This window comes from Arthrobacter sp. EPSL27 (assembly GCF_001512305.1).
Classification (GTDB): domain Bacteria; phylum Actinomycetota; class Actinomycetes; order Actinomycetales; family Micrococcaceae; genus Arthrobacter.
In genome coordinates this window covers 1,043,707-1,064,165 of sequence record NZ_LNUT01000004.1, presented here as the reverse complement: position 1 = coordinate 1,064,165, position 20,459 = coordinate 1,043,707, and the positions used below count along the sequence as shown (strand labels likewise).

Below are 20,459 nucleotides of genomic sequence, written 5' to 3'. Positions count from 1 at the left end.
AACGACCCTTTGTGCCTGTGTCGAGATGGAAGACCGGGAGCCCTCCAAATGTCGTTTTCAGAAGTCGTCTGCACTCGCTCCCGCGGAATTCCGGGGTAGTGCAGACGAGTACGGACATGGAGATGTCACAAGTCCCCTGCACGGAATTGCATTCCGCTCAATAGTCCTCTGCACCAACCGTCACTTTTCAGAAGTCGCCTGCACCAAACAGCAGCGACTATTGCGTCGAAGGCCCCGTCGCGCTTGCTGCCGGGACCCACCGGTAGAGCGTCGGGACGGAGACGCCGAGGCTCGTGGCCACTTCCCGGGGCGGTGTTCCCTGGTTGAGTAGTTTGCGGGCTGAGCGGATCTTGGCTTCCGTCATGATGCGTTTGCGGCCGCCGACCCGTCCCTGTTCGCGCGCGGCCAGCAGCCCGGCTTGGGTGCGTTCGACCATGAGCTCCCGTTCCATCTGGGCCAGGGATGCCATCACGTTGAAGAAAAAGCGCCCGGAAGCCGTGGTGGTATCGATCGCGTCGGTGAGGCTGACGAAGCCTACGCCGCGGTTGTTTAGGCCGCCGGCGAAGTCCAGGAGGTCTTTCACGCTCCGGCCCAGGCGGTCTAGCTTCCACACCACCAGGGTGTCACCGTCGCGCAGGGTGTCCAGTGCCTGGTCGAGTCCGGGGCGGTGAGACTTGGTGCCGCTGATCGTGTCTTCGTAGATTTTGTCGCATCCGGCCTTCTTCAGGGCGTCGATCTGCAAGCCCAGGTTCTGGTCCCGGGTGGAGACTCGGGCGTAGCCGATTCGGTGTGCGGTCATGGGGGTGTTCTCTTCTCAAAACTCAGTCCGGTGCGCTGGTTCGACTGTACCGTTTTGAGAACTATTTGTGAGAACGACCGGCCCTGAGCTCGGTTTTTCGTCCCAACGGCGGTTTTCCGCAGAAAGATGCCCGTTTGCAACAGCTCGCTGGGAACACCACGATTCTCAAATCAACCTGTTCTTGAAATCCTTCGTTTGTGAGAGCACCCACTGGCAGCAGCTGCGGGGGGCGGTAGCGGTCATGGGGAGCGCCAACGCGCTAGGCCCCGGCTATCGGGGAGGGTCGGTGCGAGGGGCAGTCCAGTATGATGGCGTCAATTGAGCAGAGGGGGCGCACGTGGGCGGGCTTGCTGGCGGCTCCAACATGCGTCAATCAGGGCTGTCGCTGCCAGTCGTCGCCGCCTTGATCACGATGGTTCTGCTGGTTGCCTGCTCTGCAGTGACCTGTCTGGCCGGGATGCACGCGGGCGCGGGAGTAGACACCGGAAGTCAATCGCACGCAATAGCCAGCGCTGACCATCTCTCACACGAACACGCGTTTGATACCTCAGCTCCAGATCTTCTGAGCCGCGAGGGGCCGGCCGTGCCCGGGGTAGACCCCGCAAATGTCCACGTCGAACCAGCGGAGTCGTTACCTGCCGATGACGAAGGGTGCGCGCACGACATTTACGATCCTCGAGACGGAACTCTAGTCCGCAGCGCAGCCCCGGACGTTCTAATTCTGTCCGCAACCTCTGGCGGACCCGTCCGCGTTGGCAATGTGCAGGGTCGGCTCGCCGGAGTTCAAGATGCCGTGCCCGTTGGCCTTTCGCTCGTTCAACTTTCGATCCGCCGGACGTAGAACCAGCGCACTGGAAGCCGCCCTATTCCGGCCGGCTGGCCTGCACCTGCGTTGGCCGTCCCGCAGCTCCGTCGAGCCGTCGGCTGTTGCTCCCGTTAGGCGCCGGAGCTCGCGGGAGACCGGTGATTCCGCTTCCACTGCTTCAAGCCCCCTTTTCAGATCATGCACGCCACGCGCTGAGTTCGCGTGGGTCTACGGAAAGTCTCTTGTCATGACCAAAACGCAATCCCTCGTTGTCGCCACCGATGGCTTCCATTCCATCTCCGAAGCGATGATGGCCCTCCAGAGAATGCTCGATGACTCACTCGCCGGTACCTTGAGTCTGCTGGAAGAGGAGGGCAGCAGACTCTGGTCTATTGAGTCGGGTACCCACGCTGTGACTTCAGTTCCGGCGGGCATTCCAACTGGGTCTTCGCAGTCCGTCCGCCCAGTGGCGGTCCAATACGTTGCATCTGCGGTGGTCTTGATCACGTACCAGGAAGGCGGGAATGCCTAACGGTCCGAACGTTTTTACCGGACTTCGATAGCCCCCATCATGCCGAGGTCCTCGTGATCCAGAATGTGGCAGTGGTAAGCCGAGCGTCCGCGGAAGTCCTTGAAAGCTACCCTGACCTTTACACGCCCGTTTGCGGGTACGTTGACCACGTCCTGCCAGATGGCGGTGTTCGTCCCTAGGCCGTTTTCCTCGATGATTTGCATCGGCCAGACGTGCAGGTGGAAGGGGTGGTCCATGGGGCTGGTGTTGGTCAGCGTCCATTCCTCCACATTCCCGGCGGCTACCGTTGTGTCTGTTCTGGCCTCGTTGAATTCCCTGCCGTCGATCGTGAAACGCATCATGCCCCCGCGTTCGCCCATGCCCATGCCCATGCCGGCGGCCAGGACGATCTGACGGCGGGCCGCCACGGCGGCTGACCGGAGGTCGCCCAGCCCCTGCTGGGCAGGCACGGCCGTCAGGGCTGCGACCGGTTCGCCGCCTGCCCGGAGGGTGGCCAGCGCGGCGCCGTCCGGCTGGTTTGCAGGGTTGCGTGCTCCGGACCCCGGTCCCATCATTCCCGGCATGCTTCCCCGGTTCTGGTAGAGCGCGCGCAGCACGGAGTCCCCGGTCGTTGTGGTCACGAGGAGGTCCGCCCGGTTTCCGGGCGTGAGGAGAAGTTCATCCACACTCTCGGGTGTGGGGAAGCGGCCGGAGTCCATGCCGAGGAGCTGCAGCTGCTGTCCGTCGAGTCGTAGGCGGAGGTAGCGGGACACGCACGTGTTGATGATGCGCCACCGTTCGCGTTGTCCTGGGCGGGCACTGAATTGCGGGTTGCTTTGACCGTTGACGAGGATCAGTTCACCCTCCCGGCCCATCATCCGTTCCATCGCAGGGACTTCCGGGATGTTGCCCAGGCCGTCCAGGGTGGTGTCTGAAATGACCAGTACCCGTTCCGCACTTGCCTCGATGGGTTCAGGGTCTTCGACGATGATTGCTCCGAAGAGCCCGGCGAAGATCTGATCGGCGACCATGCCGTGGTGGTGGGGGTGATACCAGTACACGCCGGGGGGATGGTCCCCGGGAAGTTTGTATTCGTAGTCGAAGGTGCTGCCAGGTTCGACCGAGACGAAGACGTTGTCCCCGTTGCCCTCGGGGGAAACGTGGAGGCCGTGCACGTGCAGGTTGGTGGCCTGGGTCAGCTTGTTGACGAGCCCGATGCGCAGGACATCCCCGGCGCGTACGCGAAGAGTCGGGCCGGGGATTCCGCCGTTGTAGCCAAGGGCCGCGGCCTGCCGGCCTGCCAGCAGAATCTGTCCGGGTGCGGCTTCAAGCCGCACCTGCAGCTGGCCGTTGGTGCTTCGTTCCTCCGGCGGCTGGGTCAGGTCGCTTCCCGTAACGGGAGTCTGCCGCGACGACAGGGTCCAGATCATTCCGGCGCCGCCGGCCACCGTTCCCGCAATGCCGAGCCCGCCCAGCAGCACCGCCTGTCGGCGGCTGATGGGCTTCACTACGGGCCCTCACCGAGCACTTTGAGGTTTTCGCGGTACTGGTCTGCGGTGAGTTCTCCTCTTGCAAAGCGCTCGTCGAGGATCTGGCGGGCCCTGCTCCCTCCGACCGGCGGCGGTGCTCCTGGCCCCTGGGGGCCTGGAGGTCCGTATCCATTATTACGGACGCCGCCGCCAAAGACTCTGACCGCCAGCAACACCAGCAGCGCGATCCCGATAAGTAGCAGAAGAGCCCAGAGCCACATCCATCCCATGCCTTGTCCGTAACCCCACATCATGACCGGTGCCTTTCGTTTCAGAGATACTCCGACTCTTCGCCCGGCCTCGGCTGAGAGGTAGAGTCCGAGGTCCCGGTCCACGCGGGCCGGTTTCAACGCATCCGCACCGGCCGGCGGATGGGCCGGATGATACTTAGGCCAGTGCAGCCAGGAGGGAGGCGCAGGCCGCTTCGCACCGACGGCAGGCTTCGGCGCAGATCCTGCAGTGTTCGTGCATACCGGAGTGCTTCTCGCACTCCTCGGCGCAGGCGGCACAGGCGGTGCGGCAGGCCTCCAGAATTGCGCGGCTGATGCCAGCGTTGGACGCTGTTTGGCGGGTCATGACGGCGCCGGTGGCGGCGCAGATGTCCGCGCAGTCCAGATCCGTGCGGATGCAGGAGACAAGGTCAGCGACCATGTCTTCGGCAAGGCACGCGTCAGCGCAAGCTGTGCAGGTCTGGGCGCACTGAATGCACGCGGCGATGCATTCGGCCAGCTTTGTTTTCTCGGCGCTTTCTGCCGCCTGCGGGTGGACGTCGAGCATGGCAGTGATGTGGTGGGTCATGACGCAGCTCCTGTCGCGCGGCGATGGGGCGGCCGGCCTGTCCGGCCGTCACGCTCACCCTAAACCCCTGATGGTCACGTCGTCAGCCCCTCTCTGAGGACGGGACCAGGGTCCGCCTGCCAGCGGAGCACTAGCCTGGCCCCGCCACGATGATGAGGCCAGGAAGGAACAACAGAATGCGCTGGAACGCGGCGGTGTGTTCCCCGGCCCCGACGTGGGCAGGTTCTGCGGCCCTTGGAAGGTCTCAAAGGGCTGTGCCGAGCCGCAACTGTGAGCGCAGGACTTCCTCGCGGAAGGTGGACCACACAATGGCGAGGCCCGTGTACGGCCACGCGTGGTGCGGTCAGGAAGCCTCGGCGGGCCGGAACGTGACTCCTCCGTCGGTGGAGGCGACGAGCCCGCTGGCCGTGGCGGCCCAGATTCTGGGACTTGCCTCCGGGCCTTTCGCTGCTGCCACCGCCTGGACCGTGTCGTCGATTTTGCCCTTTCGGGTCCAGGTCGCGCCGGCGTCTGCCGAGGTGTGGACTGTCCCGTCGGGTTCGATTCCGACCGCCTCGGCGGGGCTGGCGAAAGCGGCGAACTGGACCACTGGTCCGGAGTCCACGGCGGTCCAGGTCTTACCGCCGTCTGTTGAGCGGCGGATCCCTTGGGGGGTGGTTGCCAGGACAGTGTCGCTGGTGGGGTTTCCGGCGAGGGCGGCCGGGACGAAATCCGCAGCCACCCTGTTCCAGGTTTTCCCGTCCGGGCTGGTGCGCAGTGCGCCGTCGAAACCAACGATTCCGGATTTAGTCGCGGTGAGCGCGTGGAAGTCGGATTCACCCTGACGGGAGAGCTTTTCCCAGGTTTTACCGGCGTCGGTGGATCTGATCAGCCCGAGCGGGTTGGCCATGTCGGAGCCTTCCCCGGGGTGTCCGGAAGCGTAGAGGACACCGTGATCGGTGCCGCCGGTGAAACCCATCAGGTCGTTGGTGGCGCCGATTTTGGCAGCGGGCTGTTTCGTGATGTCGAACAGGCCATCGTGGGTGGCCAGGAGCACCTGGCCGGTTGTGCTGACGCTCAGCCCGTGCACGTGGGCGTCCGGCAGGGAGCTGGCGGTGCTGCCTGCCGGGGAGGGGTCTGGCGGGACGGAGGACGGGCTGCATGCGGACAGGGCAAGGATGAGGCCGGCGCCGGCTGCGAGAACAGCTTTGGCGCGGACCCGGGGACGGGAAGGATTGGACATGGGGACTCCAGGGATTCGGACGGGAATGGAAGGCAGGGTTGGGCGCCGGCCCGCGACGGGCCGGCGCCTTAGGACACCGGTCAGAGGGCGGCCAGCAGGTCCTGCATTTCCTTGATTTCGGCTTCCTGGGCCGTCACAATGTCTTTGCTGAGTTTGATAGCGTCGGCGTTCTTTCCCTGGGACATTTCGGTCTGGGCCATCATGACGGCGCCTTGGTGGTGGGCGATCATCCCGGTCAGGAAGAGCTTGGCCGCTTCGGTGCCCTGGGCGGCCTCGAGCTTGCTCAGATCGTCATCGCCCATCATCCCGTCGCCCATGCCATGGCCGGAAGCCATCTTGGCCGGTTCGTTCCAAGCCTTGAGCCAGCCCGTCATCTGCTCGATTTCGGGGGCCTGCGCGGCCTTGATCTTGGTGGCGAGGGCGGTGATCCGGGCATCCATGCCCTGTTTCTTGAGCATCATCTCGCTCATCTCCACGGCCTGTTCGTGGTGCGGGATCATTCCCTGGGCGAACATGGTGTCGGCCTCGTTGTGTTCGGTAGCGGCGGCCGGTGCACTGCTGGGCATCATCCCCGGGCCCATTTCTGGCGTCGAGCTGGCGGAGGACGCAGGGCTGCTGGAGGTGGCGGACGGTGCGGAGGGGCCGGTTGAGCAGCCGGCAAGGGCCAGTGCGCCGGCAATGGCGGTCGCGGAAAGGGTCAGAAACTTCGTGTTCATCATGGCTGTTTAAGTCCTTCAAGACATTAGTGGGCGCGCGGGCGCCAGGGGATGTGTGCATCAGTGATGCGCCCGGCTCAGAAGAGGAGAGTCAGGCAGGGGCGGGCGCCGGTCAGGTCACAGCGCGGGGCCCCGTTTTACGTTCTGCTGATGCAGAGATCGCCCGGTGAAGGACTGCCGGGGAGATAGGACCACAGCGCGCTGATCGTGCTCTGTGACCCTGCGTTGGTGTTCCGGACGATGATTCCGGTGCCGGGCAGCGGTGCGGCCAGGGAGCCCGTCTTCGCTGACGGGGTGCAGCTCGAGGTCATGGACTGCATGCTGGTGCAGGTGTTCGAGTCCGTGCACTGAACGCTCCGGGCACCCGCTTCGTCCTGTGCCGCGTGCGGGGCAGAGGATGGTCCGACAGGAGCTTCTCCCGCGTGGCCGGCGGGGGATGAGTCGGGGTGGGCGCTGACGGTTGCTGCCGCCGTGGCCGGGGAGTGCACGGCATGGGTGGCGGTCATGACGTGCATACCGAAAATCCCGGCAATGAGGGCCAGCACCGCGGTAAAAAGGCCCGCACGACGGAGGAACGCGATCGCGGGGGCGTGTGCCGGTGCGGTCATGACGGTCCTCCCTTCCTGTGGCGGGCTATCTGTTTCAAGGTTACCGGCCCTGTGGCAGGGCACGTACCGGTACAACGATCCTGTAAAGGACTTTGTTTCTGTCGCAGGCCGGCACGTGGTCGGGACGTTCGATCTTGCGGGTAAAACCCTGCGGGGACCACACTGAGGGCAACAGTTGCGGGACTTGGCGGAGGGCGGCGCTCATGGGCGGCGACGGTGTATTCAGTATCGTGGCCGGGGTCGACGGTTCTGCCCCGTCGCGCCTCGCCCTGGAATGGGCAATCACGGAGGCCCGGCTGCGCAACGGCCAGGTCAGGGCCGTGACCGCCTGGGAGTTCCCGCCCGTCACCGTCGGCATGGAAGGCCTGGTCTGGGACCCGGACGTCTTCCCTCAGGCCGCACGCGAGCTCCAGAACGAGGCCCTAAAGCGCGTGGACAGCGAAGGCGTGACGGTGACCGGGGATGTTGTCCAGGGAAACGCGGCCGCCGTGCTCCTGCGGGCGGCCGGGAGCGCTGACCTGCTGGTTGTGGGTTCCCGCGGTCTCGGAGGATTTACCGGATTGCTACTCGGCTCCGTGTCCACCCAGGTCCTCCATCACGCCCCCTGCCCGGTGCTCGTGGTCCGGAACCGATCCCGGAACGCCGGCGAAGAATGAGTGATCAGTTGACCCGCAAGGGGAACCCATCCGGCGAAAGCAGCGGGCCGTGACCGGTAACCACTCCTCCCACCGGGATCCGCCGGCCGTCCCCGACGGCGGAGCCGTTCCGGGGCGGACCGTTCGGGGCAGGCTCCACGCGCTGTGGCACACGGTGGTCGGAGCGGTGGGCCTGATCGTGGGCCTCCTTCCACACGTCCTGCACCACATCGGACTGCTCGCCGGAACCGCCCTCGTGGCCGGATCCGGTGGCACCGCACTGTTCGGGGCACTCGGGCTTCTGGCATCAATCCCCATGCTGGTCCGCCTCTACCGCCGGTTCGGCAGCTGGATCGCACCGGCGCTGGGACTGCTGGTCTTCACCGCCATGTTCTCCCTGTCGGCGTTTGTCATCGGCCCGGCCATCAGCGGCACCGGAGGCGACGTGGCGCCGGGCCCGGTACCCACCCCGGGCCACACCAGCGAGCACACCGGAGGCCACTGAACACCCAGGAAACCCCTGGACCCCGGGAGGCATGGTCCTCACCGGAGCCAAGGGACCGTGGAACCCTACTTCGCGCCGGTCAGAGCGTAGCCGGAGGAGCGCACGGCCTCAGTCAGCGCCGCCCGGTCTACGGTGCCGGTGACACTGAGACGTGACGTGCCGCCCGGGACCAGGTCTACGGCCGCTGACTCGACCCCGGATACCCGGGACACGGCCTTTTCGACGGTCTGGACGCAGTGCCCGCAGGTCAGCCCTTCCAAGGCGTACTGCGCACCGGATGCCTGAGCTTTTGACGTTTCGGCGGCTGCAACCGCCGCCTGCGTTTCGTCAGCGGGAGCGCAGCAGCTGCAGCCGTTATCCGCAGTGGAAGAAAGGGGGAGCTGGGTTCGTGTTTCGGTTGTTCCGCACATGTCAGTTTTTCCTTCGCAGCGAGGGGTAAAGGGGGATGTTGTGGTTGAACGGCTGTAGCGGCCTGGGGCCCGGACAAACCACGTCACTGACAACAGTCCCAGCATACCCCCTAGGGGTATGAGTCGCAAGAATCACTAGTGCTTTCTGCTATACCTTTCCTCGGAGGGGGCAGCGTTCCTGGTGTGGCTCACAGGAGCCGCGGGCTCCCGTTTAACCCCTGAGACCAGGGCCCCGTCATCTGGTTTAGAGTTCCCCGGGTCCTCCTGGAGAAAGCGGCCGCCTGACCCGCGGCCGGCGAGGCCAGGGCAGGGGGACAAAAGACTCTGATGCGGCAGATCGGGCGGGTTGATAATGAACGGCAAGGGCACCCGTGCCCCTGCGCGCCGTCAGGAGGCAATCATTGGGCGCCTTGGGCTACATCCTGATGGGGCCGCCATAGACGTCGAACGTCATCCGCCGCCATGGCAGGGCAGAGACGTTGACGCATACCCCTAGGGGGTATATGTTCGGCTTAACCGGAAAACGACGTCCCGGGCGAAAGCCCATACGCAATGAAGGTCCGGCTACGGGTGGACAGAGCCCGCAGCCCTCCCCGGATTCCCTCATTGCCAAAGGACTCACCTTGCCTTCCGACTCCAGCCCCGCACCCGATCACCAACCGGCACCGGCCAACAGGCGCAGCCGGCCTGCTGATCCGGCCGACCCGCCGGGCAGCACCGGCGCTGAAGGAGGAGCGGTGACCACGCTTCTGAAACGCACCGTCGTGGAAGTCCGCGGCCTGCAATGGGCCACCTCCAAGGCGGTTGTGGAACACGTCCTGCTGCAGCGGCCCGGAGTCGCCGCCGTGGACGCGAACCCGGTCGCCCAGACCGCGACCGTGAGCTTTGACCCGTCCGTGACCTCCATACAGCAGATCTCCGGATGGATCCGGGACTGCGGATACCACTGCCGGGGCGAAGCGGTCCCCGACCACGTCTGCTACCCGATGGAAGACACCAGACGCACTCCCGGGTATGACGCCGCCGGAAGGGCAGGAGCAGTCCAGCCGTCCGGGCACGTCCACCCCGGTGCAACACACCCAATGGAACATGTGCACCCCACGCAGCCTGATCACCAGGGAATGCACACCGGTCATGCACCGGAAACGGCGGAACCCCACCCCGGGCATGCCCAACCACCGGCGGACAGCCATGCCGGCCACGGCGCGATGCCCCGCACCCCGCAGGAGACCATGGGCCACGGCGGACACCACGGCGGAATGTCGATGGATGACATGGTCAAGGACATGCGCAACCGGTTCCTGGTCGCCGCCATCCTGTCAGTGGGCGTGACGCTCTGGTCCCCGATGGGCCGGGACATGCTCGGCTTCACCGCGCCGGCCCCGTTCGGGCTCCGCGACGACGTCATGGCCCTGATCCTGTCCCTTCCCGTCATCTTCTACTCGGCATGGATCTTCTTCGACGGCGCCTACCGGGCGCTGAAAGCCCGAACCCTGGACATGATGGTCCTGGTCGCGATCGCCGTGGGCACCGGATGGCTTTACAGCGTCTGGGTCACCTTCACCGGCGGCGGTGAAGTGTTCTACGAAGCCGCCACCGTCCTGACCTCCTTCGTGCTGCTGGGTCACTGGTTCGAGATGCGCGCACGCGGCGGGGCAAACGAGGCCATCCGCACGCTGCTCGAGCTGGCCCCGCCGGTCGCGGTCGTCATCCGCGACGGCGACACGGTCGAGATCCCCACCTCCGAGGTCCAGGCCGGGGACCTGCTGATGATCCGGCCGGGATCGAAAATCCCGGTTGACGGGGAAGTCGAGGACGGCCAGTCAGAGGTCGATGAGTCCATGGTCACGGGCGAGAGCCTTCCGGTGACCAAGACCACCGGCTCGGAGGTCATCGGCGCCTCGATCAACACCACCGGCACGATGCGGGTCCGGGCCACCAAAGTCGGCGCCGACACGGCCCTGGCCCAAATTGTGGCCCTCGTCCAGGAAGCCCAGAACTCCAAGGCACCAGGCCAGCGGCTGGCCGACCGGGCCGCGTTCTGGCTGGTCCTGGTCGCCCTGATCGGCGGCACCCTGACGTTCGCCGTCTGGCTCGCCCTCGGCGCCGGCGTCGAGACGGCCCTGCTGTTCGCGATCACCGTTGTCGTGATCACCTGCCCCGACGCCCTCGGGCTCGCCACGCCGACGGCAATCATGGTCGGCACCGGCCTCGGCGCCAAACGCGGCGTCCTGTTCAAGAACGCCACCGCCCTGGAAGCCTCTGCCCGGATCGACACCGTCGTGATGGACAAGACCGGCACCCTGACCAAGGGCGAACCGGAAGTCACCGACGTCGTCGTCGAGGGAATCGAAGAAAACGAACTCCTGGCCCTGGTCGCCGCGGTGGAGCAGGAATCCGAACACCCGCTTGCCGCGGCCGTCGTCCGGCACGCCCGCGAAAACGGCGCACCCGTCCTGGCTGCCTCGGATTTCCTCAACGTTCCCGGTCACGGGGCCGGCGCTACCGTGGACGGGCGCCGGGTGCTGGTCGGCAACCGCAGACTCATGGCCAACGAAGGCATCGACCTGGGCCCGCTGGCCGCCGTGCGCGAAGAACTCGCCGACACCGGACGGACCGCCGTCCTCGTCGCCGTCGACGGCAAAGCCGCCGCGGTGATCGCCTTGGCCGACGCCGCCAGGGAAACCGCAGCCGCGGCGGTCGCGGCCCTGCATGAGGCCGGGATCGAGGTCGTCATGCTCACCGGCGACAACGAAGCGACCGCCCGGCGGATCGCCGGCCAGCTGGGCATCGACACCGTCATCGCCGAAGTGCTCCCGGGAGACAAATCGGCCCAGGTAGCCCAGCTGCAACAGGCGGGGAAGAAAGTCGCCATGGTCGGCGACGGCGTCAACGACGCCCCGGCCCTGGCCCAGGCCGACCTCGGCATCGCGATCGGCGCCGGCACCGACGTGGCCATCGAAACGGCCGACGTCGTCCTGATGCGCTCGGACCCGCTGGATGTGCCCATCGCCCTGCGGATCGGCAAAGGCACACTGCGCAAGATGCGCCAGAACCTGGGCTGGGCCGTGGGATACAACGCGATAGCCCTGCCCATCGCGGCAGGGGTCTTCGCCTTCGCCGGCCTTGTCCTCAGTCCGGAGATCGCGGCCCTGTCGATGTCCGGGTCCAGCTTCCTGGTCGCCGTCAACGCCCTGCTGCTCAAGAGGCTCAGGCTGCCCCGGCCCGAAACACCGGAGGCCACCACCGCGCATGCTGACCGGCCGCTGGCCCCAGCCGGTAACCGCTAGATAACCCGGCAATGGACCTCCGCCTCATCTCCCGTGTGTTGTTCCTGCGGGCCGCATGGCGGAGACGGGACCACTGGGACGCCGCCAGGATCGCTTCCCATCAGGACCATGCCCTGCGGGAGCTGCGCCGGGCAACGTACGCCGGCTCGGAGTTCTACCGGCGCCATCACGCCGGCCTGCACGATGCCCCTCTGGGTCAGCTGCCGTCTGTGACGAAAGCGGACCTGATGGAGCACTTCGACGAGGCCGTCACGACACCGGACCTGAGGCTGGCGGATCTGGAGATCTATCTTCGGTCCCTGGCGCAGGGCGGGGGAGACTCCGGGCGGCCGTGGAAGGGCCGGTGGTGGGCTGCGGCGACGGCCGGCACCACCGGCCGGCGCGGGACCTTCGTCTGGAACCGTTCCGAATGGGGGACGATCCTGGCCTCCTACGCCCGCGCAAACGACTGGGCCGGGATCTCCGCCGGGCCTACCCGTCCGTTGAAAATGGCGTTGGTGAGTTCCCGCGTGCCCACGCACCAGTCCGCCGTCGTCGGGGCGTCCCTGCGCTCCGGGCTGGTCCCCACGCTCCGTCTTGACGTCACCGCACCCATGGACGAGACGGTCGCCGGGCTGAACCGGTTCCAGCCCAGGATCCTCGTCGGCTACGCCTCGGCGCTCAAACCCCTCGCGGGTGAGCAGACCGCTGGGAGGCTGCGCATCTCACCGGAGGGCGTGATGTCCGCCTCCGAAGTGCTCAGCCCGCACACCGCGTTGGAACTGGAGGAGGCGTGGGGGAGTGCCCCTTTCGATGTTTACGCCGCCACCGAAACGGCCGGGATCGCCTCCCCGTGCACCTACCGGAACCGGCACGTCTACGAGGACCTGCTGATCATCGAACCCGTGGACCAGGACGGAAACCCGGTGCCGACGGGGATGACCGGGGCAAAGCTCCTCGTCACGGTCCTGTTCTCCCGCACCCTGCCGCTGATCCGCTACGAAATGTCCGACACCGTGAGACTGGGAGGACGGGGCTGCCCCTGCGGACGCGCCTTCACCGTCCTGGAGGACATCGAAGGGCGGATCGAAGACGTCCTGCAGCTGCCAGGCAAAGCAGACGATGTAAGTGTCCATCCGATCGTGTTCCACCATGTTTTGGACCAGGCTGCCGCTTCGGGGTGGCAGGTCATCCAGGAAGCCTCGGGGCTCCGGGTCCTCCTGGCGGGCCTCGCACCCGGAGCCTCTACCGAGGGTGTTCGGACTGCCGTAGCCGGCGCGCTCAAGGAAATCGGTGTAGTCGACACGGCGTTGGACGTACACGTTGTTGAACACGTTGAACGAACCGCTTTGGGGAAAGCACCCTTCGTGCGAGGGATGATGGGCGGACGATGACAAGTCGGTCCTCCTGCGGTTGGAAAAGCCTTCGTCGTAGCTGCCCACCGGCGCCGGGAGCGGCGCGTCTTCGTCCATGGGATACGTGGCCGCAGGTGACCGGGCAGTGTCCAGGCTGTGCATGATCGCCGGACGCGGTGGTGAGTGGAAGAGTTCCAAGGTTACCTGGCGGTTGTGTGCAGCCGGTCAGCCGGGTCCCGTCGTCCACATGTGTGCGGGAAAAGCAGCGGAGCGATTGGGCTTTTGCCGTGCCCATGCGGGCGAGGGGCAACGCTAATGTGCGCCGTGGCTGTCGTCCTCTGTAGATGCTGCGGCGCTGTCGCTTGTGGCGCGGTTCGCCGACTTGCGCCGGCGTCCTGCAGCGCCGGATTCGAGACCCAGCTTCTTCAGCTCCTCCGGGCTCCATCCGTCTTTGGTGGCGCGCACGTAGGCGCGCTTGTCTTCGCGTTCCGCTTCGGCGAGCTGTTCCCGAAGGTCGGTGATCCGCTGACGGGCCTTGACCAGTTCGGTCACAGAATCGATGCGTGAGTTCAGGAGTGCCTTGGCCTGGTTGCGGGTCTGTTCAATGTCGAGGGTTGCCATGCGACCAGCCTAGCCCGCCGGGACGACCATTCCGGGCAGCGCCCGCGCGTGCCGGTGACGGCTGCTTTGCAGAACCACCGCCTATGGATAACCGACGCGCGGAAGACAAAACAGCGGAGCAAGCTGGGAACTTAGCCGGGCTAAGTTCGTGTCGCTCCCGGGAACTGTGTTCCGGTCGCGGCAGACTGGTGTCTGGTCCCGGGGTTTCCGGGTCGCTGCGCTGGCAAGGTAGGGGAGGGGCGGAATAGGTGAGTGAGGGTAATGGCTTCGCCGGTTGGAAGTCCCGCCGCCGCCGCGCGAACGTTGACGGTGGCAGGATGCACCGTCACGAGGTCAAGGTCAGCCCCGAAGAAGAGGCTCAGCTGCTTGCCCTGGCGGAGAAGCACCGCGTCACGATCCCACGGCTCCTGATCGAAGCGGCGTTGAACGAGGACAGCGAAAGCCCGTCGGAGCGGCGTGATCAGTTCATGCAGCTTTCGAACCTGCAGCGCCTGATCGGGTCCGTGGCGAACAACATCAACCAGATCGCCCGGCACGCCAACTCAACGGGTGAAGTACCGCCTGATGCGGCGCCCGCGATTGCGCACGCCAGGAGCGTCATCATCCGCATCGACCGCCAGCTCGCTGACATGGCCGGCCGGTGATCCAGGCGTGATTCCGAACATCACCCAGGGCGACCGCATGGCGGGCCTGATGATCTACCTCGCCGGCCCGGGACGTGCCAACGAACACGAGGAACCGCACCTTGTTGCCGGTGACTCCGCGCTGATGGCGTGGCACGACGACAACGAACTGAACCGCGACGTGGCCTTGGACATCGCTAACGCCCTGGACCGCGCCAAGCAGTTCTACAAGACCGAGGTCGCCGGCGGCCACGTCTTCCACTGCTCACTGAGCCTGGCGGCCGAAGAAGGCCAGCTCACCGATGAGCAGTGGGGCGCCATCGCTAACGACTTCATGAAGGACATGGACTTCACCGAGGACGGCGGAAAGGCCCCGGCCCGATGGGTTGCCGTCCGCCACGGACTAAGCAAGAACGGCAACGACCACATCCACATCGTTGCCAGCATGGTCCGCGACGACGGCACCAAATGGAACAGCTGGAAGAGCAAGTACAAGTCCCAACAGGTCGCCCGGCTACTGGAGAAAAAGTACGGACTCACCGAACTCGAAGCGGTCCGGGCCGAACGCGGATACACCCCCGCGGAACAGGCCAAAGCCACCCGTCAGGGACTGCCCGAGGTCGAACGCCACAGCCTCGCCCGCAAGGTCCGCACCTGCGCATCGGCGTCAACGGACGAAGCCGAGTTCGTCCGCCGCGCCCGCCAGGAAGGCCTTCTTGTGCGGCCCCGCTACGCTGCCGGCCGAACCGACGTCGTGACCGGATACTCTGTCGCAGAACGGCCACGGAAGGGGGAGCGGGCCGTCTGGTTCGGCGGTAACTCCCTGGGCCGCGATCTGGCCCTGCCCAAACTCCGCAGTGAGTGGGAAAGCACCCCCGAAACTGCAACCGCGGCCGTCGCGGAATGGAACGCCGCAGCCCGCAACCGCCGCCCCGTAGCACCGGGAAGAGAGACACTGCAGCCCTCCGCGGATCTGTGGAGCAAGTACGCCAAAGACGTCAGCGCTCTCCGCGAGAAACTGGCCACCACCCCGCACAACGACCACGCCGCCTGGGCGCAGGCCGCCCGTGAAACCGCTGCCGCCTTCGGTGCGTGGTCAAAGCGCATCGAACCCACCCCCGGGCCACTGGCAGACGCCGCACGCGAGCTGTCCAAATCAGCCCAGCTGCGCCGCTACCCGAAACGGCCGGCGGTCGCGCTGCCGTCGGCACGCGGCGCGACAATGATCCTGCTCGCTGCAACCTCCAAGAGCGAACGGGCAGCCTACGCCCTGATGTTCCGCCAGCTCGCCCAAACAGCGCGGGCCATCCACGACATGCACAAAGCCACCAACGACCTCCGACGCATCCGCGGGCTCGCCGCGGCCGTGACTGCCGCCAGTAAAGCCGTCGAAGCCAGCGCCACGACAGAGACCATCAAGGCGCAGCCCATCACGATGGATGCTCTGCGGGAACAGCACCCGGGAGCCAGCGAAGAAGCCCTGCGGGCACGGCTCATCGCCGAAAGGTCCCGCGGCGGCTCACCCGTCCCGACGATACTCACCAGGGCAGAGAAGACACTGCAGCAGGCCGGACCTGCCGGCCCGCTGGAGCCACACCGGGACCACCATCCGAAACCAGGCATCGAGCGATAGGGGAGAAGCATGAGCGAAGCAGACGGAATGGACGAAGCAGTAGACGGGGCCATGCGTACAGGGCTAATGGTCGCCGCCCGCATCGGCGAACAACTGGCACGAATGCGGGAAGAAGAACAACGCAACATCGCCGCCGCCGAAGAACAACGAGCACGCCAACTGCAGGAACGCTTCGACGCCCAACGCGCAGCCGCCCGCGCACAGCTCGCACCCACCGCCAGGGATGACTGGTGGGACAAAGCCACCCCCGGCATGATCGAACAAGCCCACCAAACAGCCACGGCGTGGAAGGCATACGACCCCGAAGCGGCCAAGGCATCGGAACACATCCGAGACCAGGTGCAAGCACGGTACGGCATCGACGTCAACAACACAGGAGCCGAGGAAGCGTCCGTGTCCGCAGCCCTCACCCGGGCACAGCAAGCACGAAGCGAAGCCGAAAACGAACGGACCAAAGCCTCTGCTGCACGCACCGATGAAGCGGTAGCCGCAGTTGCGGTTGCCGGCGCCAACAGGCAGGACACCGCGGCGCAAAAGGCCCAGGAACAACCGGGCTACGACTCCCCGGAGCGGCGTCAGCAGCTGGCGGAAAGCCTCGAGGGCAAAGGCGACCGTGAAGCGGTCAACTCCCGACTCCTCGCGGACAAACACCAAGGCACGCCGGCGACTGCCGCCGTCGCTCAAAAACCATCGCTTGCCAAGACGTCAAAAATGGCCAAGCAGGGTGGCAAAGGAAAGTCGCTGGAACGCGGCGGACTTGAGCGCTAGAGAGGACAGAGGATTCCTGCACGTTTGCAGGAATCCATTCCAGTCATCCTTGACTTCACGCTTGGGCAAGTGACTTTGTCGAGGCGGCTCTAGTTCCAGCTGTGAAGCTCCTCAGCGATCGTTGGTGCGCCCTTTATTAGTGCGCTGCGCCAGGTAAGCAGGCCCTGCTTTTGGAGACGACCGATCACGATTACCGGGTGCACTCCCTGGCTATGTGCTTGTGATGTCACCCAGCCATGACTGATCCGGTCAGGGGGAGCGGGCAGGTCGTCAGGAAGGATCCACCGAGCGGCAAGCTCGTCGGCAGCTTCTTCTTCACCAAGTGTGTGCTGGTCTTCGTCATCAAGCACCATGTGATCGTCAACGTGACCAAGAACGACATGGGCTATTTCGTGGAGGAGAGTGAATAGGACCTTGTCCATTCTTCGGCCACGTCCTGAAATGGCTATGACTGGAGATCCATCCAGCAAGAAGGAAGCCCCGTCGAGCTTGCTAGAAGGAAAAGCTTCAACGAAGACCAGTCGAACCCCCACCTCACCAAATAGCCTTGGCAGATCCCGGAAGGCGGAAGGCAACAAAACTTCCTGGCTTAGACGTTGAGCGAGGGTAGTCAGACCTGTTTTCGAATAGGCTGCAACAGACAGCGACTCCGCCTTCCGGTAGACGCAAGCCAGCCAAGTTTTTTGCGTCGGCGAAAGGTCCTCCACCTGGTTGCTCCGTCGGGCGGCAACGAGAAATGAAGGCTCGTCATAGATTGAATCGAGACCAAAGAGTTGGCGAATCTGCTCCGCCTGGCCGCGGGTCGATGAAGCAGTGACCAAACCTCGTTTCCTGAGGACAGCTACTGGGGCGAGTTCCTTAAGCCTTGCGCGGAGGCGGACGTCATTGAGCTCCCCCTGAGTCTTCTCATTCTGAGCTTGTCGCCACAAAAAGTAGCTGTCTTGTAGCTTGAGCCATAGTTCGGCACTGGTGCCCAGTGCGGCGCCAATCTGAGCCGCTGACTCACGAGTTATTTCTTTCTTTCCGGAGATGATCTCCGAGACGAACTGGGGCGGCCTGCCGAGAATCTCGGCGAATTCGGCTTGAGTCCAGCCGCGCTCCTCCAGCTCTTCAGCGAGGTACTCGCCGGCTGGAAAAACTTCCGCCAACTCAGTACTCATTTTGGTCTCCATCAGTGGTAGTCGACTAACTCAAGGATGACCGCTACGCGCTCTCCCTCGTTCTTGAAATTCAAGATCAGACGAAACTGATCATTGAGCCGGATCGACGAAGTTCCTTCGCGATCTCCATTAAGTTGTTTCAGACGCAGCGAGCGAATCGCTCTAAGGTCGCGCTCATCGACCGCGGCTTCTATCAACTGGTGCTTCTTGCGGTAGGCCCTGATAACGTCCGGACCCCATTTTGGGGGCCGATAATCCGCATCGCGAGCGAGTCGGTCCAGCTCGTCACTGGCATACTCCACACGCAAGCCGACTCCGATCCATCACCCCTGGGCAGATGTGCCAGCGTCAACAGTATCTTACGTCTGACAGCACTCGGCTCGGGATCCTCTACTTGACTTGCGTTCTTCACCCAATGGGTGAAGACTTTGATTCAATAGTACCAGCGAGGGCATCAGTCCTCAATAACTTAGGAGTAAACGTGGCAACCAGTAACACCAGCAACGAAGCGAAGGATTCCTCGGTTATCGTCAACGGACGGGAACGAGTGATCGAGGTGAAAGAAATTTCGTTCGGTGAAGTCCTTGCCCTTGCGTTCAGCTCTGTCCCTGACGGGCCGAACTGGGTCTTTACAGTGACCTACCGCCGAGGCGAAGGAAATAAGCCCGAGGGATCCATGACCTACGGCTCCACGGTCAAGGTCAAGAAGGGGATGGTCTTCAATGTCACAGCAACTGATAAGTCGTAATCCTCCACTCAAGCGCCTCCGCGACGAGGGATACGAAGTTTCGATCGAAGCCGGCTACCTCGTTGTGCGGCACGTTCCATACGTAAGCCCCAGCAGGGTGGTCAGCTATGGAGTGGTGGCCTCCTCTTTGGAAGTCAGCGCGGACATTGTTCAGAGCCCGGTTGACCATACTGTCCGGTTTGCGGGTGAGACTCCGTGCACTAGCAACGGCGTCCCTTTCGAGCCAACAGCACAGCAAACGAGGTCATCGCGCCCGGCGTCGTGGCATCATATTCGTTTTCCAGTAAGCCGAGCTCGGGCCGCTACGTGGACTACTACGAGAAGATGACGACGTATATTCGGATTCTCGAAGGCCAGGCTCAGGCCATAGACGCAGCCGCCACGGCACGCACTTATCCGGTAATTCCGCCAGAGGCTTCAGAAACCTCGGTGTTTAAGTACATGGATACCGCCTCCAGCAGGGCCGGTATAGGTGCTGTCACTGACAAGCTTGCTGGGCTGATTGTGTCAAGTATTTTTGGCCCCAGAGGGGCGATTGAAAGTGGCCCCAGGTTCACGGAACGTTGTTGTGGGTCTCGGGCTCGCGGGACGGTTTTCGCACCGGTTGGCTAAGGGTTCCTGTATCGCCCGGGGGAACGGCAGATGCCGGTCGGGGGTATGGAGTCGGGGCGCCGTCGTTGCTAGCATGTCAGATCTCTTGAGTGGGAGAAATCCATTCTGGAATGGAAAAGGTCCGACCCGGCGTGCGCCGGGCCGGACCCTTTCAGTTAGACGCGCTAACAGTCCAGACCGACTACCCAACCTTGCCGGAGAGTGCGACCAGTACCCCTGCCGTAGCGAAGTATTTGTTGCTTCCCAGATCGCGGATGGTTTTGATTCCCATACCGGCAAGCAGTTCGTCGTGCTTTTCGGTCAGTCCGGCAAGAGCCGAGGGCGGGGCCGACAGGACCTCGTCCAGAGTCGAGTTCTCGTAGCCCTTGTCCAATGCCTTGCCCAATTCAATCGAAACAGCCATTTTCATGTCCTTTCATCGATGACGGAAAACAAGCCCAGCCAGCCTGCGGCTGCACGAACGCCCGGATTTATCCCTGCGCCGCTGAGAGACACGCTATCGCAGCGTCGGTCTGTGGAACGTGAGCGTGCCGAAGCAATTGCGCCGCGGTTCAGCGCTGACAGCGGATTTTGGCGGGGTTCGGGTACGCCGGCTTGATTAGGGCCTGCGGTCTTGCCGGAGGGAATCCCGGATTTCCGTAAGCAGGGCAATCTGGGGGTCTTCGGCCGCTTCTTCCTTGACGTCCGGGTTGATGCCGAGGCGCCGGTTGCGGCGCTCGACCATGTGGTTCATGGGCACGACGATGACGAAGTAAATGGCTGCCGCCACGAGCACGAAGTTAACAATTGCCGTGAGCAGGACACCGAATTTGATGTCGTTTCCGTTGAGGGTCACGACGGCGAAACTATCGAAGTTCGGAGATCCGACCAGGGCCGCAATGAACGGCATGAGAACGCTTTGGACTAGGGCCGTGACTACGGCACCGAAGGCGGCACCAATCACGACGGCGACGGCAAGGTCTACGACGTTGCCCTTCATGATGAAATTCTTGAATCCGGTCAACATAGCGATCAAACTACCCCACGCGGATGCCGTATCGGTTACTTTTGGGGAAAGTTTCGAGGGGAGTCACCGAGTGCCTGCCGGCGCCCGTGGCATGAGGTCGGATTCACCTCCGTGGGGACCTTGGGT

22 protein-coding genes and 1 pseudogene are annotated in these 20,459 nt (G+C 64.3%); 10 read left to right on the top strand and 13 right to left on the bottom strand.

The genetic code is table 11. The annotated features are described in order from the left end of the window. Nucleotides 1-217: 217 nt before the first annotated feature. Nucleotides 218-799: a recombinase family protein gene (locus AR539_RS09425; RefSeq protein WP_066435287.1), complete on the bottom strand. Its 582-nt coding sequence runs from the start codon at nucleotides 797-799 to the stop codon at nucleotides 218-220. Between the two features lie 1,052 nt (nucleotides 800-1,851). Between AR539_RS09425 and AR539_RS09420 the strand changes: the two genes are divergently transcribed. Next, complete coding sequence (locus AR539_RS09420) at nucleotides 1,852-2,136, top strand: hypothetical protein (RefSeq protein ID WP_066435284.1); 285 nt, start codon at nucleotides 1,852-1,854, stop codon at nucleotides 2,134-2,136. A 14-nt stretch (nucleotides 2,137-2,150) separates the two neighbouring features. Here AR539_RS09420 and AR539_RS09415 read toward each other — a convergent pair whose 3' ends face one another. From AR539_RS09415 to AR539_RS19330, 6 genes are all read right to left on the bottom strand, one after another. Then, nucleotides 2,151-3,623, bottom strand: coding sequence for a multicopper oxidase family protein (locus AR539_RS09415; protein ID WP_066435283.1), 1,473 nt, complete (start codon nucleotides 3,621-3,623; stop codon nucleotides 2,151-2,153). After that, nucleotides 3,623-3,898, bottom strand: a complete 276-nt coding sequence (locus AR539_RS19010; protein ID WP_082699280.1) for an SHOCT domain-containing protein — start codon at nucleotides 3,896-3,898, stop codon at nucleotides 3,623-3,625. Before AR539_RS19010 ends, AR539_RS09415 begins: the two co-directional genes overlap by 1 nt. Before the next feature lie 133 nt (nucleotides 3,899-4,031). After that, a complete protein-coding gene (locus AR539_RS09410) occupies nucleotides 4,032-4,442 on the bottom strand; it encodes a ferredoxin (protein ID WP_066435281.1) in 411 nt (136 codons plus the stop codon). A 343-nt stretch (nucleotides 4,443-4,785) separates the two neighbouring features. Then, entirely contained in the window at nucleotides 4,786-5,664 is an 879-nt protein-coding gene (locus AR539_RS09405; protein ID WP_066435278.1) for a F510_1955 family glycosylhydrolase, read from the bottom strand. An 80-nt stretch (nucleotides 5,665-5,744) separates the two neighbouring features. After that, a complete protein-coding gene (locus tag AR539_RS09400; RefSeq protein ID WP_066435275.1) occupies nucleotides 5,745-6,383 on the bottom strand; it encodes a DUF305 domain-containing protein in 639 nt (212 codons plus the stop codon). A 134-nt stretch (nucleotides 6,384-6,517) separates the two neighbouring features. Then, nucleotides 6,518-6,988: a hypothetical protein gene (locus AR539_RS19330; RefSeq protein ID WP_157360960.1), complete on the bottom strand. Its 471-nt coding sequence runs from the start codon at nucleotides 6,986-6,988 to the stop codon at nucleotides 6,518-6,520. Between the two features lie 203 nt (nucleotides 6,989-7,191). Here AR539_RS19330 and AR539_RS09395 point away from each other — a divergent pair, with 203 nt between their 5' ends. Beyond that, nucleotides 7,192-7,644 carry a universal stress protein gene (locus AR539_RS09395; protein WP_066435272.1) on the top strand — a complete coding sequence of 151 codons (453 nt, stop codon included), beginning with the start codon at nucleotides 7,192-7,194 and terminating at the stop codon, nucleotides 7,642-7,644. Nucleotides 7,645-7,693: 49 nt separating this feature from the next. Next, on the top strand, nucleotides 7,694-8,128 hold the full coding sequence (locus tag AR539_RS09390) for a hypothetical protein (protein ID WP_066435265.1): 435 nt from the start codon (nucleotides 7,694-7,696) through the stop codon (nucleotides 8,126-8,128). Between the two features lie 65 nt (nucleotides 8,129-8,193). Here AR539_RS09390 and AR539_RS19005 read toward each other — a convergent pair whose 3' ends face one another. Continuing rightward, nucleotides 8,194-8,538 carry a heavy-metal-associated domain-containing protein gene (locus tag AR539_RS19005; protein WP_197410584.1) on the bottom strand — a complete coding sequence of 115 codons (345 nt, stop codon included), beginning with the start codon at nucleotides 8,536-8,538 and terminating at the stop codon, nucleotides 8,194-8,196. A gap of 737 nt (nucleotides 8,539-9,275) precedes the next feature. Between AR539_RS19005 and AR539_RS09380 the strand changes: the two genes are divergently transcribed. Together AR539_RS09380 and AR539_RS09375 are read left to right on the top strand one after the other, a co-directional pair. After that, on the top strand, nucleotides 9,276-11,828 hold the full coding sequence (locus AR539_RS09380) for a heavy metal translocating P-type ATPase (protein ID WP_231728557.1): 2,553 nt from the start codon (nucleotides 9,276-9,278) through the stop codon (nucleotides 11,826-11,828). 11 nt (nucleotides 11,829-11,839) lie between these two features. Then, nucleotides 11,840-13,201: a phenylacetate--CoA ligase family protein gene (locus AR539_RS09375; RefSeq protein ID WP_066435263.1), complete on the top strand. Its 1,362-nt coding sequence runs from the start codon at nucleotides 11,840-11,842 to the stop codon at nucleotides 13,199-13,201. Nucleotides 13,202-13,474: 273 nt separating this feature from the next. Here the strand turns inward: AR539_RS09375 and AR539_RS09370 are convergent, their stop codons facing one another. Next, nucleotides 13,475-13,783, bottom strand: a complete 309-nt coding sequence (locus tag AR539_RS09370) for a hypothetical protein (protein ID WP_066435256.1) — start codon at nucleotides 13,781-13,783, stop codon at nucleotides 13,475-13,477. 248 nt (nucleotides 13,784-14,031) lie between these two features. Here AR539_RS09370 and mobC point away from each other — a divergent pair, with 248 nt between their 5' ends. Genes mobC through AR539_RS09355 form a run of 3 tightly spaced genes read left to right on the top strand, consistent with a single transcriptional unit; the run spans nucleotide 14,032 to nucleotide 16,807 of the window. Next, the gene (gene mobC / locus AR539_RS09365) at nucleotides 14,032-14,427 is read left to right on the top strand and encodes a plasmid mobilization relaxosome protein MobC (RefSeq protein WP_066435253.1); all 396 of its coding nucleotides are present in this window, start codon (nucleotides 14,032-14,034) and stop codon (nucleotides 14,425-14,427) included. A gap of 7 nt (nucleotides 14,428-14,434) precedes the next feature. Next, the gene (locus AR539_RS09360; RefSeq protein ID WP_066435250.1) at nucleotides 14,435-16,039 is read left to right on the top strand and encodes a relaxase/mobilization nuclease domain-containing protein; all 1,605 of its coding nucleotides are present in this window, start codon (nucleotides 14,435-14,437) and stop codon (nucleotides 16,037-16,039) included. 9 nt (nucleotides 16,040-16,048) lie between these two features. After that, complete coding sequence (locus tag AR539_RS09355; protein ID WP_066435248.1) at nucleotides 16,049-16,807, top strand: hypothetical protein; 759 nt, start codon at nucleotides 16,049-16,051, stop codon at nucleotides 16,805-16,807. Nucleotides 16,808-16,896: 89 nt separating this feature from the next. Here the strand turns inward: AR539_RS09355 and AR539_RS19000 are convergent, their stop codons facing one another. Together AR539_RS19000 and AR539_RS09350 are read right to left on the bottom strand one after the other, a co-directional pair. Further along, complete coding sequence (locus AR539_RS19000) at nucleotides 16,897-17,967, bottom strand: HigA family addiction module antitoxin (protein ID WP_197410583.1); 1,071 nt, start codon at nucleotides 17,965-17,967, stop codon at nucleotides 16,897-16,899. 11 nt (nucleotides 17,968-17,978) lie between these two features. Beyond that, entirely contained in the window at nucleotides 17,979-18,269 is a 291-nt protein-coding gene (locus AR539_RS09350) for a type II toxin-antitoxin system RelE/ParE family toxin (protein ID WP_231728556.1), read from the bottom strand. Between the two features lie 179 nt (nucleotides 18,270-18,448). Between AR539_RS09350 and AR539_RS09345 the strand changes: the two genes are divergently transcribed. Beyond that, nucleotides 18,449-18,715, top strand: a complete 267-nt coding sequence (locus AR539_RS09345; RefSeq protein WP_066435236.1) for a multiubiquitin domain-containing protein — start codon at nucleotides 18,449-18,451, stop codon at nucleotides 18,713-18,715. After that, nucleotides 18,690-19,327, top strand: a pseudogene (locus AR539_RS19915) (DUF6791 domain-containing protein). Before AR539_RS09345 ends, AR539_RS19915 begins: the two are co-directional and overlap by 26 nt. Before the next feature lie 181 nt (nucleotides 19,328-19,508). Here AR539_RS19915 and AR539_RS09340 read toward each other — a convergent pair. Then, nucleotides 19,509-19,730 carry a hypothetical protein gene (locus tag AR539_RS09340; RefSeq protein ID WP_056741113.1) on the bottom strand — a complete coding sequence of 74 codons (222 nt, stop codon included), beginning with the start codon at nucleotides 19,728-19,730 and terminating at the stop codon, nucleotides 19,509-19,511. Nucleotides 19,731-19,925: 195 nt separating this feature from the next. Further along, nucleotides 19,926-20,333: a large conductance mechanosensitive channel protein MscL gene (mscL, locus tag AR539_RS09335; RefSeq protein WP_066435231.1), complete on the bottom strand. Its 408-nt coding sequence runs from the start codon at nucleotides 20,331-20,333 to the stop codon at nucleotides 19,926-19,928. Between the last annotated feature and the right edge of the window lie 126 nt (nucleotides 20,334-20,459).

What these genes read in the sequence shown, in the direction of transcription:
- AR539_RS09425 (WP_066435287.1), bottom strand. Translation starts at nt 799, where the DNA reads ATGACCGCACACCGAATCGGCTACGCCCGAGTCTCCACCCGGGACCAG.
- AR539_RS09420 (WP_066435284.1), top strand. Translation starts at nt 1,852, where the DNA reads ATGACCAAAACGCAATCCCTCGTTGTCGCCACCGATGGCTTCCATTCC.
- AR539_RS19010 (WP_082699280.1), bottom strand. Translation starts at nt 3,898, where the DNA reads ATGATGTGGGGTTACGGACAAGGCATGGGATGGATGTGGCTCTGGGCT.
- AR539_RS09410 (WP_066435281.1), bottom strand. Translation starts at nt 4,442, where the DNA reads ATGACCCACCACATCACTGCCATGCTCGACGTCCACCCGCAGGCGGCA.
- AR539_RS09405 (WP_066435278.1), bottom strand. Translation starts at nt 5,664, where the DNA reads ATGTCCAATCCTTCCCGTCCCCGGGTCCGCGCCAAAGCTGTTCTCGCA.
- AR539_RS09400 (WP_066435275.1), bottom strand. Translation starts at nt 6,383, where the DNA reads ATGATGAACACGAAGTTTCTGACCCTTTCCGCGACCGCCATTGCCGGC.
- AR539_RS19330 (WP_157360960.1), bottom strand. Translation starts at nt 6,988, where the DNA reads ATGACCGCACCGGCACACGCCCCCGCGATCGCGTTCCTCCGTCGTGCG.
- AR539_RS09395 (WP_066435272.1), top strand. Translation starts at nt 7,192, where the DNA reads ATGGGCGGCGACGGTGTATTCAGTATCGTGGCCGGGGTCGACGGTTCT.
- AR539_RS19005 (WP_197410584.1), bottom strand. Translation starts at nt 8,538, where the DNA reads ATGTGCGGAACAACCGAAACACGAACCCAGCTCCCCCTTTCTTCCACT.
- AR539_RS09375 (WP_066435263.1), top strand. Translation starts at nt 11,840, where the DNA reads ATGGACCTCCGCCTCATCTCCCGTGTGTTGTTCCTGCGGGCCGCATGG.
- AR539_RS09370 (WP_066435256.1), bottom strand. Translation starts at nt 13,783, where the DNA reads ATGGCAACCCTCGACATTGAACAGACCCGCAACCAGGCCAAGGCACTC.
- AR539_RS09355 (WP_066435248.1), top strand. Translation starts at nt 16,049, where the DNA reads ATGAGCGAAGCAGACGGAATGGACGAAGCAGTAGACGGGGCCATGCGT.
- AR539_RS19000 (WP_197410583.1), bottom strand. Translation starts at nt 17,967, where the DNA reads ATGAGTACTGAGTTGGCGGAAGTTTTTCCAGCCGGCGAGTACCTCGCT.
- AR539_RS09340 (WP_056741113.1), bottom strand. Translation starts at nt 19,730, where the DNA reads ATGGCTGTTTCGATTGAATTGGGCAAGGCATTGGACAAGGGCTACGAG.
- mscL (WP_066435231.1), bottom strand. Translation starts at nt 20,333, where the DNA reads ATGTTGACCGGATTCAAGAATTTCATCATGAAGGGCAACGTCGTAGAC.